The organism is Cyanobium sp. Morenito 9A2, from assembly GCF_024345575.1.
Classification (GTDB): Bacteria; Cyanobacteriota; Cyanobacteriia; order PCC-6307; family Cyanobiaceae; genus ATX-6F1.
In genome coordinates, this window is record NZ_JAGQBJ010000007.1 from 54,717 (window position 1) to 71,985 (window position 17,269).

General features: G+C 67.1%; 16 protein-coding genes. 9 read left to right on the top strand and 7 right to left on the bottom strand.

Annotated features, from left to right (window positions below; all coding sequences use genetic code 11):
- Nucleotides 1-59 precede the first annotated feature (59 nt).
- The 5 genes from htpG to KBY88_RS09910 all read left to right on the top strand — a co-directional run bounded on the left by htpG (nt 60) and on the right by KBY88_RS09910 (nt 6,209).
- Complete coding sequence (gene htpG, locus KBY88_RS09890) at nt 60-2,045, top strand: molecular chaperone HtpG (protein ID WP_254939770.1); 1,986 nt, start codon at nt 60-62, stop codon at nt 2,043-2,045.
- 99 nt (nt 2,046-2,144) lie between these two features.
- The gene (gene rpmB, locus KBY88_RS09895) at nt 2,145-2,381 is read left to right on the top strand and encodes a 50S ribosomal protein L28 (RefSeq protein WP_254939771.1); all 237 of its coding nucleotides are present in this window, start codon (nt 2,145-2,147) and stop codon (nt 2,379-2,381) included.
- A gap of 42 nt (nt 2,382-2,423) precedes the next feature.
- Nucleotides 2,424-2,984 carry a peroxiredoxin gene (locus tag KBY88_RS09900; RefSeq protein WP_254939772.1) on the top strand — a complete coding sequence of 187 codons (561 nt, stop codon included), beginning with the start codon at nt 2,424-2,426 and terminating at the stop codon, nt 2,982-2,984.
- Nucleotides 2,985-3,049: 65 nt separating this feature from the next.
- Nucleotides 3,050-5,011, top strand: coding sequence for an NAD-binding protein (locus KBY88_RS09905; RefSeq protein WP_254939773.1), 1,962 nt, complete (start codon nt 3,050-3,052; stop codon nt 5,009-5,011).
- Between the two features lie 388 nt (nt 5,012-5,399).
- Nucleotides 5,400-6,209 carry a metallophosphoesterase gene (locus KBY88_RS09910; RefSeq protein WP_254939774.1) on the top strand — a complete coding sequence of 270 codons (810 nt, stop codon included), beginning with the start codon at nt 5,400-5,402 and terminating at the stop codon, nt 6,207-6,209.
- A gap of 12 nt (nt 6,210-6,221) precedes the next feature.
- On the opposite strand, the gene KBY88_RS09915 is transcribed toward KBY88_RS09910, so the two are convergent.
- The 5 genes from KBY88_RS09915 to csaB form a co-directional block, all read right to left on the bottom strand.
- Nucleotides 6,222-7,406 (bottom strand): glycosyltransferase family 2 protein, encoded by a 1,185-nt coding sequence (locus KBY88_RS09915; protein WP_254939775.1) that lies wholly within the window; start codon nt 7,404-7,406, stop codon nt 6,222-6,224.
- A gap of 26 nt (nt 7,407-7,432) precedes the next feature.
- Entirely contained in the window at nt 7,433-8,731 is a 1,299-nt protein-coding gene (gene glnT / locus KBY88_RS09920) for a type III glutamate--ammonia ligase (protein WP_254939776.1), read from the bottom strand.
- 38 nt (nt 8,732-8,769) lie between these two features.
- Nucleotides 8,770-9,789: an alpha/beta fold hydrolase gene (locus KBY88_RS09925; RefSeq protein WP_254939777.1), complete on the bottom strand. Its 1,020-nt coding sequence runs from the start codon at nt 9,787-9,789 to the stop codon at nt 8,770-8,772.
- On the bottom strand, nt 9,786-10,748 hold the full coding sequence (locus tag KBY88_RS09930) for a fatty acid desaturase (protein ID WP_254939778.1): 963 nt from the start codon (nt 10,746-10,748) through the stop codon (nt 9,786-9,788). The genes KBY88_RS09925 and KBY88_RS09930 overlap by 4 nt, the downstream gene beginning before the upstream one ends.
- Nucleotides 10,749-10,829: 81 nt before the next feature.
- Nucleotides 10,830-11,876, bottom strand: a complete 1,047-nt coding sequence (csaB, locus tag KBY88_RS09935; protein WP_254939779.1) for a polysaccharide pyruvyl transferase CsaB — start codon at nt 11,874-11,876, stop codon at nt 10,830-10,832.
- Nucleotides 11,877-11,957: 81 nt separating this feature from the next.
- On the opposite strand from csaB, the gene KBY88_RS09940 reads away from it, so the two are divergent.
- From KBY88_RS09940 to psaK, 4 genes are all read left to right on the top strand, one after another.
- Nucleotides 11,958-12,248: a DUF2499 domain-containing protein gene (locus tag KBY88_RS09940; protein WP_254939780.1), complete on the top strand. Its 291-nt coding sequence runs from the start codon at nt 11,958-11,960 to the stop codon at nt 12,246-12,248.
- Entirely contained in the window at nt 12,245-12,574 is a 330-nt protein-coding gene (locus KBY88_RS09945) for a DUF3593 domain-containing protein (protein ID WP_254939781.1), read from the top strand. The genes KBY88_RS09940 and KBY88_RS09945 overlap by 4 nt, the downstream gene beginning before the upstream one ends.
- Complete coding sequence (locus tag KBY88_RS09950) at nt 12,571-13,692, top strand: transporter substrate-binding domain-containing protein (RefSeq protein ID WP_254939782.1); 1,122 nt, start codon at nt 12,571-12,573, stop codon at nt 13,690-13,692. Before KBY88_RS09945 ends, KBY88_RS09950 begins: the two co-directional genes overlap by 4 nt.
- A 77-nt stretch (nt 13,693-13,769) precedes the next feature.
- Nucleotides 13,770-14,027, top strand: coding sequence for a photosystem I reaction center subunit PsaK (gene psaK, locus KBY88_RS09955; RefSeq protein ID WP_254939783.1), 258 nt, complete (start codon nt 13,770-13,772; stop codon nt 14,025-14,027).
- 30 nt (nt 14,028-14,057) lie between these two features.
- Here psaK and KBY88_RS09960 read toward each other — a convergent pair whose 3' ends face one another.
- On the bottom strand, nt 14,058-15,272 hold the full coding sequence (locus tag KBY88_RS09960; RefSeq protein ID WP_254939784.1) for a lycopene cyclase family protein: 1,215 nt from the start codon (nt 15,270-15,272) through the stop codon (nt 14,058-14,060).
- A complete protein-coding gene (gene dxs / locus KBY88_RS09965; protein ID WP_254939785.1) occupies nt 15,269-17,179 on the bottom strand; it encodes a 1-deoxy-D-xylulose-5-phosphate synthase in 1,911 nt (636 codons plus the stop codon). The genes KBY88_RS09960 and dxs overlap by 4 nt, the downstream gene beginning before the upstream one ends.
- Nucleotides 17,180-17,269: the final 90 nt, after the last annotated feature.

The following is a 17,269-nucleotide window of genomic DNA, read 5'->3' on the forward strand; positions in this document are numbered from 1 at the left end:
GAGCGCCAGCGGGGCCGCTCCGTAGGGTCGCCTCACCACAGAGCGGAAACGCTGCAGCCATGGCCGTTCTCCAGGAACAGGGTCAGATCCAGATCCACACCGAGAACATCTTCCCGATCATCAAAAAGGCCGTCTATTCGGGCCATGAGGTGTTCCTGCGGGAGCTGGTGAGCAACGGGATGGATGCGATCAGCAAGCGGCGCATGGCCGCCATGGCCGGCGACTGCAGCGAGGGCGAGGAGGGCCGCATCGCCATCAGCATCGACCGCGAGGCGAGGACCCTCACCATCAGCGACAACGGCATCGGCATGAGCGCCGATGAGGTGAAGCGCTACATCAACCAGGTGGCCTTCTCCAGCGCCGAGGAGTTCCTCGAGAAGTACAAGCGCGAGGACGACGCGATCATCGGCCACTTCGGCCTGGGCTTCTACTCCAGTTTCATGGTGGCCGCCCGGGTGGAGCTGGTGAGCCTGAGCGCCAAGCCAGGCGCCGAGCCCGTGCGCTGGAGCTGCGACGGTTCCCCCAACTTCAGCCTCGATGCGGGCGAGCGCAGCGAAGCGGGCACCGACGTGATCCTGCACCTGCAGGAGGAGGAGCTGGAGTACATCGAGCCGGCCCGGATCCGCGCCTTGATCACCACCTACTGCGACTTCATGCCCGTGGAGGTGCAGCTCGAGGGGGAAACCGTCAACAAGCGTCTGGCTCCGTGGCGTCAGAGCCCCCGCGACCTCACAGACAACGACTACATCGAGCTCTACCGCTACCTCTACCCGTTCCAGGGAGACCCCCTGCTGTGGGTGCACCTGAATACCGACTATCCCTACACCCTGCAGGGCATCCTGTTTTTCCCCAAACTCACCGGCCGCGGTGACTGGGAGAAGGGCGAGATCCGTCTGTATTGCAACCAGGTGTTCGTCAGCGACTCGATCAAGGAGGTGGTGCCCCGTTACCTGCTGCCCCTGCGCGGCGTGATCGATTCCCCCGACATCCCGCTCAACGTGAGCCGCAGCGCCCTGCAGACCGACCGCCGGGTGCGCTCGATCGGCGGATTCGTGGCCAAGAAGGTGGGGGATCGGCTCAAGGAGCTGCACCGCGACGATCCCAGGCGCTACGCCGAGATTTGGGAAGGCCTGGCCCCGTTCATCAAGATCGGCGCCCTGGAAGACGACAAGTTCGCCGAGCAGGTGGCGGATCTGGTCCTGTTCGGCACCACCGCACCACTGCAGGAACGGCCCGCCCAGCCCGAGGCCAACGGCGACACCGAAGGCGCCCCAGACAGCACAGGCGATGCCTGGGGCGATCAGGCGGACCAGCCCATCGATCCGATCCCAGACGGCCGAGGCAAGGCCTACACCACCCTGGCCGGCTACCGCAGCAGGCTCCCTGAGGCCAACGCCCAGCGCATCCTTTACTGCACCGATGAGGCGGGCCAGGCCGGTGCCCTGGCGCTCTGGAAGGGCCAAGGGGCCGAGGTGCTCCTGGCCGACACGGTGATTGACGCCCAGTTCATCCCCTGGCTGGAAGACCGCCACGGGGAGCTCAAGTTCCAGCGGGTGGACGCCGAGCTCGACAGCAGCATCCAGGAGCAGGACAGCGAGCTGGCCGACGCCGACGGCAAGGAGGGCTCCGAGAAACTTCGGGACCTGTTCAAAACGGCCCTGGCCAACGACAAGGTGACCATCCAGGTGCAGGCCCTCAAGGGCGAGACGGCCCCGGCGGCCCTGATCCTGTTGCCGGAGCAGATGCGCCGCCTCAACGACATCGGCGCCCTGATGGAGCAGCGTCTGCCGGGCCTGCCCGAGCACCACGTGCTGGTGGTCAACCGCCGTCACCCCTTGGTGGCCGGCCTGCTCAAGCTCTCCAGCGGCGCCGTGCTCACGGGCAGCGGCGGCAGCTCCCCCAGCCAGCAGCTGGCCGATGACCTGGGCCGCCACATCTACGAGCTGGCCCGGCTGGCGGTGGGGGGCCTGGAGCCCAACCAGCTGGCGGGCTTCCAGCAACGCAGCGCCGATCTCATGGGCCGGCTGATGGAACGGGGCTTCTAAGCGCCCCTGGCCCCAACGACGGGCCCCGAGGCCCCGCCGGTCAGTTGTTAAGATCCCAGTTCGGGTTTTTTGCCCACTCCAGTTGTATCGGTTGAAGTCATGTCCCGGGTTTGTCAGCTCACCGGCAAGCGCGCCAACAACGGCATGGCTGTCAGCCATTCCCACGTGCGCACCAAGAAACTCCAGCAGGTGAACCTGCAGGAACGCCGCCTCTGGTGGGCCGAGGGCAACCGTTGGGTGAAGCTGCGGGTTGCTACCCGCACCCTGCGCACCATCCAGAAGAAGGGCCTGGGTGCCTACGCCAAGGAGCTGGGCATCAACCTCGCCAAGATCTGAGCAGCGCCGGTTGCTACCAGCATCTCGCCTGATCCGAATGCCATGAACCGTCGTCAGCTGCTCGGCAGCCTCGGCCTCACCACCCTGGGCCTGCTGGCGTTTCCGCCGCAGGCCCTTTCCCTTGGCGGTGTCTGGCCGGAGCTGGATCAACCAGCCCCTGACTTCGACCTGGCCGGAGTGGTTCCCGAGGCCGGAGAGGCGGTGGAGGCCCACAGAAGCTTGGGGGAGTTCGCCGGCCGCTGGCTGATTCTCTACTTCTACCCCAAGGATTTCACGTCCGGTTGCACGCTCGAAGCCCGGGGTTTCCAGCGCGATCTGGCGGCCTTCCATGCCGCAGGCGCTGAGGTGGTGGGCGTCAGCGCCGATGACCCCGACTCCCATGCCGCCTTCTGCGGCAGTGAGAAGCTCGCCTACCCCCTGCTGTCCGACCCTGGCGGAACGGTGAGCTCGGCCTACGGCAGCTGGATCGCCCCCTTCTCCCAGCGCCACACCTTTCTGATTGATCCCCAAGGGGTGCTGCGGGCCAGCTGGCGGGCGGTGCGCCCCAGCGGCCACAGCCAGGAGGTGCTCGCTGCCCTCCAGCAACAGCGCACTCGAGGCTGAGGCGGAGCCAACCATCAGCCTGCCTTAACCCATCAGGGGTAGCGTGATTGGCCCAGGCTGGGTCCATGGAGCCTCCCGCTGCCAATGGAACAGTGGTGATCTGCGGGTTGGGCCTCCTGGGGCAGACCTGTCTATTGCGGCTTCTGCCTTTTGATGTTCCCCTGGGCTGCCTTGATCTGAGCGAGCCACCATGGGTCCATCCAGAGCTTGAGGCTTTCCCAAGGGTTCCACTCACCATTGGGGACATGCGTCGTCCCAGCGACCTGCGGCGTGCGGGCATAGCGGAGGCCCGCGCTGTGCTGCTGCTGAGCTCAAGCAGCAGCGCCAATCTGGAGGCGGCCCTGCAGGTTCGGCTCCTCAACCCCACGGCCAGGATTGTGGTGCGCTCCTCGAGTCAGCAGGTCTCCCTGGGCGCCCTGCTGGAGCAACGATTACCCGGAATGGTCGTTCTCGACCCCCTGCTGCTCACCGCAGGTGCCATCAGCCAGGCCTTGCGTCCAGGCCGACAACAGGCCTGCCTCAGCCTGGACGGGGTCATCTACGAACTGGTGAACGTGCCAACGGATCAGTTGGCCCAGCCAGGGGACCGCCGCTGGCAACGGGAGCGAATCCTGCCGGTGGGCACCGTCAGCGGGGATGGGAAGAACCCGGGACGATCGCTGGTGATTTCCGCCCGGGATCAGAACCCGAACAGGGCTGCTCCCTCTCGCCAGAGGGGACAGCTGCGCGTCACCACGGCGAAGCTGGCCTGGCCTCCCCTGCGAACGTGGCCAGGGCGGATCGGATCCTGGCTTCGGCAGCGTCTACCGGACGCGCGACAGGACCCATTGAGCTGGACGGCTGGGTTGGCCCTGCTCCTGCTTCTGGTGGTCGGCGTGCTGATCTTCGGATCAGGCGGTGGCTGGCGCACGGGCTTGTTCGTGACCCTGGCGCTGCTGAAAGGCGAGTTCGTCGATCCCCTGAACGTGCTCATGGGGAACAAGGCCTCACCGACCATGCTCGGCGAGGGACTGACGACCCTGTCATTGATCTACGCCCTGATCGGCACCCTGATCACGTCCGCCCTTGTGGCGATCATCCTGGAATGGTTGTTGACCAAGCGCTTGGGAATGCGGCAACCGAGCGTTCCAAGGCACCACAGCAGCCATGTGCTTTTAGTTGAGGGGGGCGAGCTGGCCGCGCGCGTGGCTGCCGAACTCAGAAAGGAGCGGATCTCGGTGTTACGCATTCAACAGGCCAGGGAGGGAGCCAGGGACAGTGACACTGATCCGGTCTTTCCAAGCGTGGAGAGTGCCCTGAAAGCCCTTCGTTCAGCGAACCTCGGTGGCATCGGCCTGCTTTCTGAGGATTTGCTCGCCAACCTGCACATCGCCTTGACCCTCCAGCATCGCTGGCCCCAGGCGCGGGTGGCCCTCGAGGCCCGTGAGGTCTCCGCTGCCGAACCGCTTGGGGATCTGCTGGGCGGAATGACCGTCCTCTCCGCCATCGATCTCTCCGCTGATGCGATCGTGGCCACGGCCTTCGGAGAGCAGGTGGTCTGGGTCGGACGGGTGCAGGACCGCACCTTGATGTTGGTGCGTTATCGCATCGAACCCGGCGACACCCTTCTCGGCCTGACGATCGCCCGAATCCAGAACGGCTACGACGTCACCGCGATCAGCCTCAGGCGCCACAACCACTCGGAGCCAAAGTCGATGCCGAGCCTCGACCTGGTGCTGGCCGTTGATGATGAACTGGTGGTGCTGGCCAGTCTGCGCAGTCTGAGGCGAATCGAGCGCGGCAGGATACGAGCACCGGAGTGGAGCCTGCGGCTGCAGGTCAGGAGGGCTTCGATCGTGGGATTCGAAACCCAGCAGTGCCTGGCACGCCACCTGGGCGGATCTCCGGGTTCCATGGCCCCATGGCTGGATGGGGAGTCCCACCTCACACCTCCGCTGGATCTCGATCTGGCCCGCCAGTTGGAGTACGAGTTGCTCCGTCGCGGCATCTTCTGCGAACTGGAATCATTGAGCCGCCAGGAGTCCTGAGAGCAAGCTCCGCTGCCGAGAGCATCGGTGGGCACCCCCCCACAAGCTCCCCGGCCTTGAAGTAGCGCACTCCCTGCCCCTCCAACAGCCGGCGAAGCAAGCGGCGACGTCAGCTCGAGAGCACCGCAGGGCCTCCTGAATCGAACCTCGCAACGGCTCCCTGAATGGTGGCCGCTCCCCCGCCAAGCAGATCCGCGTCACAGCGATCGGGGCACCGTACGTGGGGAGATGGACGAGCTGCTCCTCACCGATAGCGTGAGTGCTCAGCTGCCGAAACCCTGGCGTGGACTCCAGACGAACGAGCCGACGCGACCTGCTCAGGCTGCTGATCGGCGGCGGCCTCACAGGCGGTTGGCTGTTGACACAAGAGCTACGGGACAGAGGCGCCATGGCGGGGCCTTCCGGATCGGTAGCCAGCGCCGCTCAACTGCGCTGGCTGGCGGTGGCCGATACCGGCGGCGGCAACGCTGCGCAGCGGGCCGTGGGGGCCCGGATGGCGGCGGTGAACCGCCAGCGGCCGGTGAATCTGGTGGTGCTCGGCGGCGACAACATCTACCCGAACGGTGACATCGCCCAGATCAAGGACATGTTCACCATCCCCTACAAGCCTCTTCTGGAAGCCGGGGTGCCCTTCCATGCGGTGCTCGGCAACCACGACATCCGCACCGGCAACGGCAATCCCCAGATCGCCTATCCGCCCTTCGGGATGAAGGGTCGCTGGTACAACCTGCGCCAGGGGCCGGTGGAGTTCTTCATGCTCGACACCAATGTCAACGCCGACTGGGGCCGCCAGTTGCCCTGGCTCCAGCAGGCCCTGGCCGCCAGCGCCGCTCCCTGGAAAGTGGTGGTCGGTCACCACCCGATCTATTCCTCGGGCCACTACGGCGACGACGGGGCGGCCCAGGCACGACTCGGCCCCCTGTTCCGCCGCCACGGCGTACAGCTCTACATCAACGGCCATGACCACAACTACGAGCGCACCAAGCCGATCGCCGGCACCACTTACCTGGTGGTCGGCGGCGGCGGGGCCTACCTGCGCGATGTGAACCCCAATGGGAACACGGCCCGGGCGATCAGCGTGCACAGCTTCGCGGAGCTGAGTGCCCGTGGGAACCAGCTTGAGATCCAGGCCTGGGACAGCAGCGGCCGCTCGATCGACCGGGCTGTGCTCGATCGCAGCGGCAAGCTGGTGGGCTGAGCCCCGCCGAGCTCAGGCCAGGGAGCGGCCTCGCCAGGTCCAGCCCCGACCGGTGACCGTCTTCCAGATCGAGGCCGGCACAATCAGGGCGATCAGCAGCCCCCCCAGGGCGGCGAGCCACCAGTAAGTGATCGGTGTGGCGAAACGGAGTCGGCTCCAAACGCGCAAGGACAGTTGCAGGGCGATCGCGAGGCCACAGGGTGCCGCCAGGGCAGGGTCAAGTAGGGTCAGGGGAAGGAGCGCCCAGGGCACCGTGTACAACAGCAGCACCAGTCCGGCACTGCCGAGGGCGGCGGCGGGGTTGCGATCAACGCCCAGGTACCAGTTCTTGGTCCAGCCCTCCCAGAGGGCCGCCAGGTTGCGGTACATCCGCACCGCCACCAGCTCGGTGCCGATCAGATAGCGCAGGCGGTGGCCGCTGGTCTTGATCGCCCGGGCCAGGGCCAGGTCTTCAACCACCTCTGAGGCCACGGCGCCATGGCCACCGATCGCCTCATAGGCCCTGCGCCGAAACAGCATGAAGGGGCCGGCTGCGAAGGCAGTGGTCTCGGAGGGATCGTTGCTCTTTTCCAACGAAAAGGCCAGACCGAGCAGGCTGGCCACAATCGGCTGCACCAGCCACTCGGCCAGGCAGCCACAGACCAGCCGAGGCGCCAGGGTGAGCAGATCGGCGCCCGAGCTCTCCCCCAGGGCTCCGGCTGAACCCGAAGCCTCAAAGAGAGCAGCCGCCAAGGCCTCGGGATCCAGGCGCACATCGGCGTCCAGGAAGAGCAACCACTGGCCGGAGGGATCGCCGGGGGGACAAGGCAACGCCGCCGCCCGGCTGGCGGGCCAGTTTTTGCCACACCAGCGCTCCCCTGGGGGACGGGGTCCAGCCTCAAGGATCCGCACCAGGGGAAGAGTCTCCGGACGCAGGCGGATCGCTTCGAAGGCCAGATCAACGGTGCCATCGCTGGAACCGTCGTCCATCACCACCAGCTCCCAGGGCAGACCGGGATCCCGGCTGGCAAGAATGGCTTCGAGGCAATCAACGACATTGTCCCGTTCGTTGAACACCGGTACAACGACGCGCAGGAAGGGTCCGGGTTGCACAGCCGGCTCAGTGGCGCCCTCGGCCGGCAGGGCCTGGAGGCGTGGGGCGTTGCCAAAGCGAACTTCCAGCAGAAGCAGAAGCAGGGCCAGCCCCAGGGCAGCCAACCAACCGAGAAGCTCAAGAATTTGAATCAACAATCGAGGGTGTGCTCCCGCTCCCAGGAGCTGACCTCACTGTTGAACTGCTGCCACTGGCGCCCCCGCAGACGCTCGTAGGCCCGGCAGAAGGGTTCACCGAGGCTCTGGCGCAGGCGGCCATCGGCGGCGAAGGCCGCCAGGGCTTCTCCCAGGTTGCCGGGCAGGGGGCGCTGCTCGGGGCCGGCACCGGGGTCGGCGTAGCTGTCGTTGTCGGAGCGGGGGCCTGGATCCAGCTGGCGCTCGATGCCATCGAGGCCCGCCGCCAGGATCACCGCCTGCAGCAGGTAGGGGTTGGCGGCCCCATCGGGCAGGCGCAGCTCCAGGCGCTGGTCATCGGGGATGCGCACCATGTGGGTGCGGTTGTTGCCGCTGTAGCTGATGCCCCCCGGCGACCAGGTGGCGCCGGAGCTGGTGGGGGGCGCCGCCAGGCGGCGGTAACTGTTGACCGTGGGGTTGGTGAGACAGCTGAGGGCCGGGGAATGCTCCATCAGGCCCGCCAGGAAGTGGTAGGCCAGGGCCGAGAGACCCAGTTCACCGGCCGGGTCATGGAAGAGGTTGCGGCCCTGGGCATCCCAAAGGGAAATGTGGCAGTGGCAGCCGTTGCCGGTGAGGCCGCCGAAGGGCTTGGGCATGAACGTCGCCCGGCCCCCGTGGCGCTCCGCCAGGGTCTTCACCATCACCTTGAAGAAGGCGTGGCGATCGGCCGTGACCAGGCCGTGGTCGAAGGTCCAGTTCAGCTCGAACTGACCGTTGGCATCCTCGTGGTCGGCCTGATAGGGCCCCCATCCCAGGGATTCCATCGCCCCCACCAACCCAGCCACCAAAGGCAGCTGACGCATCAGGGCGAGCTGGTCGTAGCAGGGCTTGCTCTGGCGATCGCCTGCATCGAGGAGGGCCTCGCCGCTCGAATCGAGCAGAAAGAACTCAGCCTCCACTCCACTGCGGAAGCTGAATCCCAGCCGTTCAGCCCGCTCCAACTGTCGCTTGAGCACCTGGCGCGGCGATTGCTCCATCGCCACCCCATCGAGCACCAGATCACCCGCCACCCAGGCCACATCCGGCTGCCAGGGCAGGGGCATCAGGCTGCTGGGATCGGGGATGGCGAGCACATCGCCATCGGCGGGGGAGAGATCGAGCCAGGCGGCGAAGCCCGCGAAGCCGGCCCCCGCGCTCTCCATCGCCGCCATGGCGCTGGCGGGCACCAACTTGGCCCGCTGCACGCCGAACAAATCGGTGAACGAGATGAGGAAGTGGGCGATGCCGTTGGTCTGGGCGTAGGCCTGAAGGCTCATGACGGAAAAGCGGCGGGGAAGGAGGAAGGGGTGATGGCTCAGAGCGGTGAGGGCAGAGCCCACAGCCGCTCCACGGCCGCCCGCACCTGGGCCTGCTCAGGCGGGCTGTCGCGGGGGTTGCCGGCCCGGTGTCCCAGCACCGACTCGATCACCTCGAACTGGGCGCCTGGAATCAAGGCCGCCTCAGTGGCCATGTCATCCACCGTGAAATAGAGGTCGTGACGGCCGGCCAGCACGGCGGTGCGGGCACGGATCGAGCCCAGGGCGGCGGCCAGATCGCCCTGGTAAGCCTCTCCAGCGGCCACGTCATGGGCCAACCAGGTATCGAGCATGGCGATCAGGTTACGGGGGTCATGGCGCCGGTAGGCAGGCAGCCAGCGGGTCTCGACGTAGTCGCCCAGGCTGATCGGACCATCCGCCAGGTGATGGCCTTCACCGTAGAAACGCTGGCTGGCGGCCCAGCTGGCATAGATCAGGGCAAAGGTGCGCAGCCCCTGGAGCGGTTCACCATCAAAGCCCTCACCCGTCCAGTGGGGATCAGCGGTGAGGGCCTGGCGCAGGCTGAGCAGGAACAGCTGGTTGTGGGGGGAGGTGCGAGCGGTGCCACAGAGGCAGCAGAGACGCTCCACCGCCTCGGGATGGTCCACCGCCCATTGGTAGCCCTGCTGGGCCCCCATCGACCAGCCGTAGATCATTGCCAGTCGCTCGACCCCGAACTGCTCCCTCAGCAGGCGCCGTTGGGCGCGCACATTGTCGAGGTGGGAGACCACCCATCCGGTTTCCGCCAGGCCCATGACCCCATCGCTTGGGCTGCTGGACAGCCCATTGCCCAGCATGTTCACGATCACAATGAAGTGGCGATCCGGATTCAGCACCGGCCCCACCACCCAATCGATGTCACCGGGATGGGCGCCGTAGGAGGTGGGGTACAGCACGGCGTTGCTGCGTTCTCCATTCAGGGTGCCGAAGCTGCAGTAGCTCAGCTGGGCCTGGGGGATTGTGCGGCCGCACTGGAGCTCAACGTCACCGAGGGCAAAGCTGCCGGAGCTGACACTCACGCCTGGTCGCCCGATCCGGGCAAGCCGAGGCTGGGCAAACGGCCGAGCAACCAGCGGTGCACCGCCAGATAGCCCCTGTCGAGGTGCTTCAGGTGCGGACCGATGAGTGCGTGGGCCGCCGGCAGGGCGTGGAACGGCAGCGAGGGATAGAGATGGTGCTCGGCATGGAAGGGCATGTTCCACATCAGCCAGCGCACGGGCGCCAGGGTGAGCGTGGTGCGGGTGTTCGTGGTGCCGTCGCGATCGAAGCTGCAGCCCCCGTGCTCGGCCAGCAACAGGAACCGCAGGAACGGCTGACCCACCAGCAGCGGCAGCAGCCAGTACCAGAACAGAAAGCCATTGCCCCCCGGCAGCGAGAGCAGGGCCAGGGCGCCATAGACGGCAAACTGCCCGCGCACCGAGCGGCGCACCTGGGGGATCACCTCAGGGCTCAGGTAGGGCATGGCCGAGAGATCGGCCCCCAGCAACTGGCGACCGTGGCTGAGGAGCTTGCCGGTCCACCAGTTCCAGCCGCTGATCTCGAGCACGTAGCCCCAGAGGCTGGTGGGCGCAGGATCCTCCAGCTCCGGGTCAAGTCCGGGGAGATGGGTGTAGCGGTGGTGCCACTGGTGGTAGCGGCGGTAGAAGGTGGCGTTGTAGAAGCTCAGCAGCCCCGCCAGCCAGGCGGCGCCGTCGTTTAGGCGGCGATCGGCGAAAGCGGTGCGGTGGCCGCATTCGTGCATCGGCGCGAAGCAGGTGGCCAGGCCCACCCCCAGGGCCACAAGAGCGATCAAACGCAGGGGCAGGGGGAGGCCAACCTGGCCCCAGAGCAGCCCCGCCACAACGATGTAGGCCAGATGGCCGGCGGCCCGCACGGCGGCGGCGCCATTGCTGCCCACGTTGAGTTGGGCCAGCTGCTCCTTGCTCAGGAAAGCGCCGGCCGGGATCACGGGTTCAGGTACGGAAACGGTGCGCGTCATGACGACAGTTCACCAGAGCGCCGGGGGCCCTTTGGTAAGCATCATCACCATTGGCGCCCATGGGGATCCTCAGGGCGGGACTCAGCGCTCCGATCGGGGCAGGCCAGCGAGAAGCAACTGCCGGTGCACGGCAGTGGCCTGGCGCAGGGTCTCGATCCGGGCCGGATCAGTGGGCCGATCCAGCAGCGGTTGCCACTGGTCCAGCAGCTCACCGACCTGCAAGGGACCATCGAGATCCGAGCAGGGGCAATCAAAACCATCGGCGGCCGCCCGCACCTTGGGGTCATAGCTGAGGGCGGCACTGGGGGCCCCCGAGAGAGCCGCCAGGATCAGGGCATGGAGACGCATCGCGATCACCAGCGACGCCCCCTCGAACAGCGCCATGGCCTCAGCCGGGCTGCCCGCCATCACGGTTTGGCTCCGGCGGGCCAGCGCCGGCGGCAGCCAGTCCCTGCGCCTCAGCTCCTCCAGCAGAGCAGCGTCCTGATCCTGATGAAAGGGAAGCCAATGCACCGGCCGATCCGCCTGCTCCGCCAGCTGGTCGAGGGCCTCCAGCAGCCGGCGCCACTGGGCTTCCTCCAGCAGCGGGCTGAATCGCCAGCACAGCAGGATCGGTCCGCCGTCCCCCTGCCACTGGCCGAGGGGCAGCGCCCAGACCGGATCGCTGCCGGTGGCGGCGCGCACCCCCCAGCGCGCCGCCAGGGCCGCCGAGGCCTGATCGCGCCAGCTGATCCCCGAGGCGAGGGGCAACACCAGCCGCACCAGCAGGCGGCTGCAGCGCCGATGGAGCGGGCCCAACCCCTGCGCCCAGAGAAGCACGGGCCGTCCCCTCAGGCGGGCGGCCGCGATCAGCAGCGCGTAATAGACCAGGCTCAGGAAACTGGTGGCGTCCTGGAGCAAGCTGCCGCCGCCAAGCACCAGGGCATCGCAACCGCTCAGGGCTGACAACACCGCCGTCAGGCGGCGGCGGGGGCAGGTGTCCACCCCGAAGCGGGCCTGAACCTGGGCCTGGTCATGGGCGGTGACCAGGGGCCGCTGATCGGGCGGAAGCTGGGCCAGCAGGGCCGCCAGCAGGGCATCATCGCCAAGGTTGTGTTCGCCGTAATAGCCGCAGAGCAGAGGCCGCATCAACAGGGGCGCATCAAAGCCGGGGCCGCAGCAGCCCCGCCGGCTCCGTACATTACGGACCACCGATGGTGCGGGGCATCCATGCACGTCCTCTCCCTTCCCACCTGGTGGATCCACATCACTTCGGTGCTGGAGTGGGCCCTGGCGATGCTGGCGGTGCAGCACTGGGGCCGCCAGCGTAAGGAACCTGAGTGGAGCTGGCTGGCCCTGGCGATGGTGCCGGCCCTGATCAGCGCCATGGCCGCCTGCACCTGGCACCTGTTCGACAACGCCGCCGAACTCCAGGGGCTGGTGGTGTTCCAGGCGGCCACCACCCTGGTGGGTAATGGGGCCATGGCCGGTGCCGCCTGGCAGCTGATGCGGACCCGATGAATGAGCTTCTCAGCGGCCTGCTGCGCGACTGGGCCCGCTTCGATCCGGCCCCCTTGTTCGTGCTCTCCCTGGTGCCCTACCTGGCCTTCCTGTGGTGGGCCAGCCGCAGTGGCCGCTTCCCGACCCTGGCCCTGCGGGGCTTTCAGATGACCCTGGTGTTCGTGGCCGTCACGATCGTGGCGGCGGTGGTGGCTCAGCAGCGCTACGGCGCCCAGCTTGCCGATGTGGATGCGCTGCATGGGGGGGCCGAAGCCTTTCTCACCCTGAGCAACCTGCTGGTGCTGCTGGGGTTCTCCAGCCGAGCCAAGGCTCCGGTGGATCGTTGAAACCTCCTGGCCGCCTGCTCCTGGTCCTGGCCGCCACGGGCCTGGCCCTGATGCCGGGGGCCACAGGGGCGGTGACCGTGCTGCGGGTCGGAGTCACCGATGGCTCCCAGCCCTGCAGCTATCGCCAGAACGGCGTCTGGCAGGGGCTGGCGGTGGAGCTGTGGCAGAAAGTGGCGAGCCGTGAGCGGATTCCCTTCGTGTTCAGCACCTGGCCCACCATCGGCGCCCTGCTGGAGGCCTCCGAGCGGGGGGACATTGATGTGGCCGTGGGATGCATGAACGTCTCCACCGAAAGGCTCAAGCGCTATCGCTTCAGCCTCCCGATTCAGGAGGGCGGCCAGTCGTTGATGGTGCGCCGCACTCCCCTGGCCCTGGGCCAGGCGATCGTGGCCGCCGTGCTGGCCCCCGAGCTCCTGCAGCTGCTGGGGGGATTTCTGGTGGCCATCCTGCTAGTGACCGTGGCGCTGTGGTGGGTTGAGGGCCATCGAAACAAACCTGAAACCCAACACCAGGGATGGCGCCGCAGCTTCGCCAAGGATTTTCAGATCCTGGCCACCGGACCGGGCACCAACACCGTGGCGATCACCACCCGCGGCCACACCCTGGTCCTGCTGAGCTATCTGATTCGCATCGTCTCCGCCTCGCTGCTGGTGAGCTACGTGACGGTGAACGTGGTGCGGGCGCCGCTTTCGTCGGGAGGCGGCAGCATTCGCTCCTTGCGGGATCTGGAGGGCAAGACCGTGGCGGCGAGGCCCGGCAGCATCAGCGAGCAACTGCTGCTGGAGCTCAACCAACAGGGTGGCCAGGCGGCCATCCGGATCCGGCCCCTCCCCCAGGTGCAAGCGGCCGGCCCGATGATCATGGACGGGCTGGCCAATGCTGTACTCGCCGACGATCTGCAATTGGAGTACGTGCTCCAGGGTCTCGATCGCAGCCGTGTCGAGCTGGTGCTGCGCGGATTGCAGCCTGAGTCCCAGGCCTTCGCCTACAGCCCCATGCTGCCCAGGGCCACAGCCGGGCGCATCGATCTGGCCATCAGCGAACTCAAGGGCAGTGGCGTGGTGGCGACCCTGCGCCGCCATGCCATCGGTGCCGCGCAAAACCGAGATCCGCGTTGAACGGCCGGTGAACAAGTCTTAAGCCACCAGCCCCAGGCTGAGGTTCACCCGGAAGATGGGTCGTTGCTTCAAACTGCATGATCACCTCGCTCCTGGCCGTCGCCCCCGCCACAATCTCCTGGTCGCCGAAAGTGGCCCTGGTGATGATCGTCGCCAATGTGATCGCCATCGGCATCGGCAAAGCCACCATCAAGTACCCCAACGAAGGTGCCAAGCTTCCCAACGCCGCATTCTTCGGCGGCCTCAGCCACGCCTCCCTCCTGGCCACCACCAGCCTGGGCCACATCTTCGGCATCGGCGCCATCCAGGGCCTGGCCGCCCGTGGTGTGCTCTGAGCACCTTCATCCTTTGATCGGCGGCTGGTCTCAGCGCCAGCCCAGCAGGTCGGGCAGCGCTCTGAGGCCGTAGCGCTCAAAGCGGTAGTCAAACAGCAGGGCAGAGAGATCCTCTGCCCTTTTTTTGTGTTCGAGGCCCCGGAGCAGTCCGTCGAGGCGCTGGTCGGCCTGCGGGCCCCGCAACCCCAGCCAGGTGCGCCGGGCCAGGCGGCCACTCAGCCCCCAACGCCAGCCCAGGGCCTGGCGAAGGCGCCGCGGATAGCTCGCTCCGATGAGCCGATCGGCCAGGGATGGCTGTCTCAAGGCCTGACACAGCAACGGTGCCAACAACTGGCTGCTGGTCATGGCATGGCGAATGCCTTCCCCCCCGAGCAAGTTAGCGGTGCTGATCGCGTCCCCCAGGCCGATCAGCCGGCCGCGGCGGTGGGGCTCTTTGCGGCCGATGGTGCTTCGGATCAGTCCGCCATGGCGGTCCAGAACCCGGTGCTCACCCAGGCCCAGTCGCTCGATCAAGGAAGCCAGCAACGCCCCGAGGGGCGGCTGGGGTCGCGCCGGATCGAGCAGCCTGCAGACCCCCACCTTGAGCCGGCCCCTCTGCATCGGAAACACCCAGCCATAGCCCTGGGGAACCCAGGCGGAGCCCAGGCAAAAACTGAGCCGGTCCGCCCAGGGTTCCCAGCGCTCAAGTGGCAGTTCCAGGAGCCACTCCACCCCCAGTCCCTCCACCAGCGGATCAGGCCCTGGGGCTGGATCACCGATCAGTCCCCGTTCCTGACCGGTGGCATCCACCACCCAATCGCTGATCACCTCGATCGGGCGACCGCCCACCAGTCGTAGATGCGTGCGCATCCCTTCGGGGGCGGCCTCGCTGCGATGGGCCGTGGCCCCCAGGAGCAGATCAGAGCCCCAGCGACCAGCCTCCTGGGCCAGCCATTGGCGCAGGGCACCGAACTCGAGCACCACCCCCAAAGGGCCACCGGAGGCCCAATGGCGCCGCTGGTCACCGGGCCCAAACAACTGCCAGTGGCTCCAGCGGCTCGCCACCACCTCGGCCGGCAGCTCCAGGCGCTCCAACGCCGCCCAGGGCAAGGCTGCGCTGCTGAAGGCCCCCGTGCGCAGATCGGCAAGTCGATCAACCAGAAGGACCTCGACCTGGGAGCGGGCCAGGCGCCGGGCCAGATCCGCCCCCGCCGGACCGGCGCCCACTACCAGCACCTGGCAGCGGAGCGCTGGGGATGGACTCAAACCGCGAGGGGCTGGCGCCGAAGTGCAGCGCCGAAGCGCTCCAGGATGCGATCGGCCATCTGGGGCGGGGTGAGGCCCAGGGCCACCTTGCTTTGCTCAGGACTGGCATGGTCCACCAGTTGGTCGGGGATGCCGAGGCGCAGGGTGGGCACCAGCACCTCGAGATCATTGAGCGCCTCCACCACGGCGGCACCGAAACCACCCGCCAGGGCGCCTTCTTCCATGGTCACCAGCCGGCCGATGCGACGGGCCATGGGCGCAATCAGAGCCTCGTCGAGGGGGCGCAGGAAGCGGGCATTGATCACAGAAGCGCGCACCCCCTGCTCCTGCAGGAGGCCGGCGGTCGCCATCGCCGGCGGCACCATCGATCCGTAGGCCACGATCAGCAGGTCATCGCCATGGGCGAGCTGCTCGGCCCGGCCGATCTCCAGGGGCTCCCAGCCCTCCTCCATCAGGGGCACCCCCTCACCTTCGCCCCGGGGGAAACGGATCGCACATGGGCCGCTGTGCTGAATCGACGTCACCAACATGCGCTGAAGTTCGGCCTCGTCCCTGGGGGCCATCACGGTGAAATTGGGCACGGCCCGGAGGTAGCTGATGTCGTATTGACCCTGGTGGGTGGGCCCATCGGCGCCGACGATGCCAGCCCGATCGAGCACAAAGGTGACGGGAAGGTTCTGGATGCCCACATCGTGGATCAACTGGTCGAAGGCGCGCTGAAGGAAGGTGCTGTAGATCGCCACCACGGGCTTCAGTCCAGCGGTGGCCATCCCCGCCGCCATGGTGACGGCGTGCTGTTCGGCGATGCCCACATCGAAATACTGCTTGGGGACAGCCTTCTCGAGCAAATCAAGGCCCGTGCCCGTGGCCATGGCGGCGGTGATGCCCACCACCGTGGGGTCCTGCTCGCAGATCTTCACCAGAGTCTGGCCAAAGACCTTGCTGTAACTGGGGGGCTTGGGCTTGCTGGAGGGATACCCTTTGCCTGTCTTGAGGTCGAAGGCAGATTGAGCGTGGTACCCCACCTGATCGGCTTCGGCGTAGGGATAGCCCTTGCCTTTGGTGGTGGCCACATGGACCAGCACCGGTCCATCACAACGGTGGGCCGCCTGGAAGGTGCGCACCATCTCGGCGATGTTATGGCCGTCGATCGGGCCCATGTAGGTGAAGCCCAGCTCCTCGAACACGGCACCCACCTTGGGCACGGCCAGGCGCTTCATGCTCTCTTTGAGAGTCTTGAGCTCGTTGGGGAGCTCCCCGTGCAGGAAGGGCAGATGCTTGATCGCCTCCTCGGCGTTGTCCTGTAGGAACTGCACCGGCGGACTCAGCCGCATACGGTTGAGGTAGGTGGAGAGCGCCCCCACCGGCGGGCTGATCGACATGTCGTTGTCGTTCAACACCACCAGGAGTCTGGTGTGGGGCAAATGGCCGGCGTGGTTGATCGCCTCAAGGGCCATGCCACCCGTGAGCGCCCCATCGCCGATCACAGCCACGCATTTGAACTCTTCTCCGCGGCGATCGCGGGCCAGGGCCATGCCCAGGGCGGCCGAGATGCTGGTGGAGGCGTGGCCGGCGCCGAAGTGGTCGAAGGGGCTCTCGCAGCGCTTGAGGTAGCCGGCCACCCCGGCTTGCTGACGCAGGGTGTGGAACTGGTTGTAGCGGCCGGTGATCAACTTGTGGGGGTAGGCCTGGTGGCCCACATCCCAGACCACCCGGTCGTGGTCGAGATCGAGGGTCTGATAGAGAGCGAGGGTCAGCTCCACCACCCCGAGGCCCGGTCCCAAGTGGCCGCCGCTGGTGGAGACCACCTCGAGGTGTTTCTCGCGGATCTGACGGGCAATGGCCTCGAGCTCAGCGGTGCTGAGCCCATGCAGCTGATTCGGATGGCTCAGCTCGCTGAGATGCATGTCCGACCGTCCTGATCGAGGCAATCTACGGCTCCTGGCGGGCCTGCGGCGGTGCCGTCACCGTTTCGAAAGCGAAGGCTGAGGGGCCCT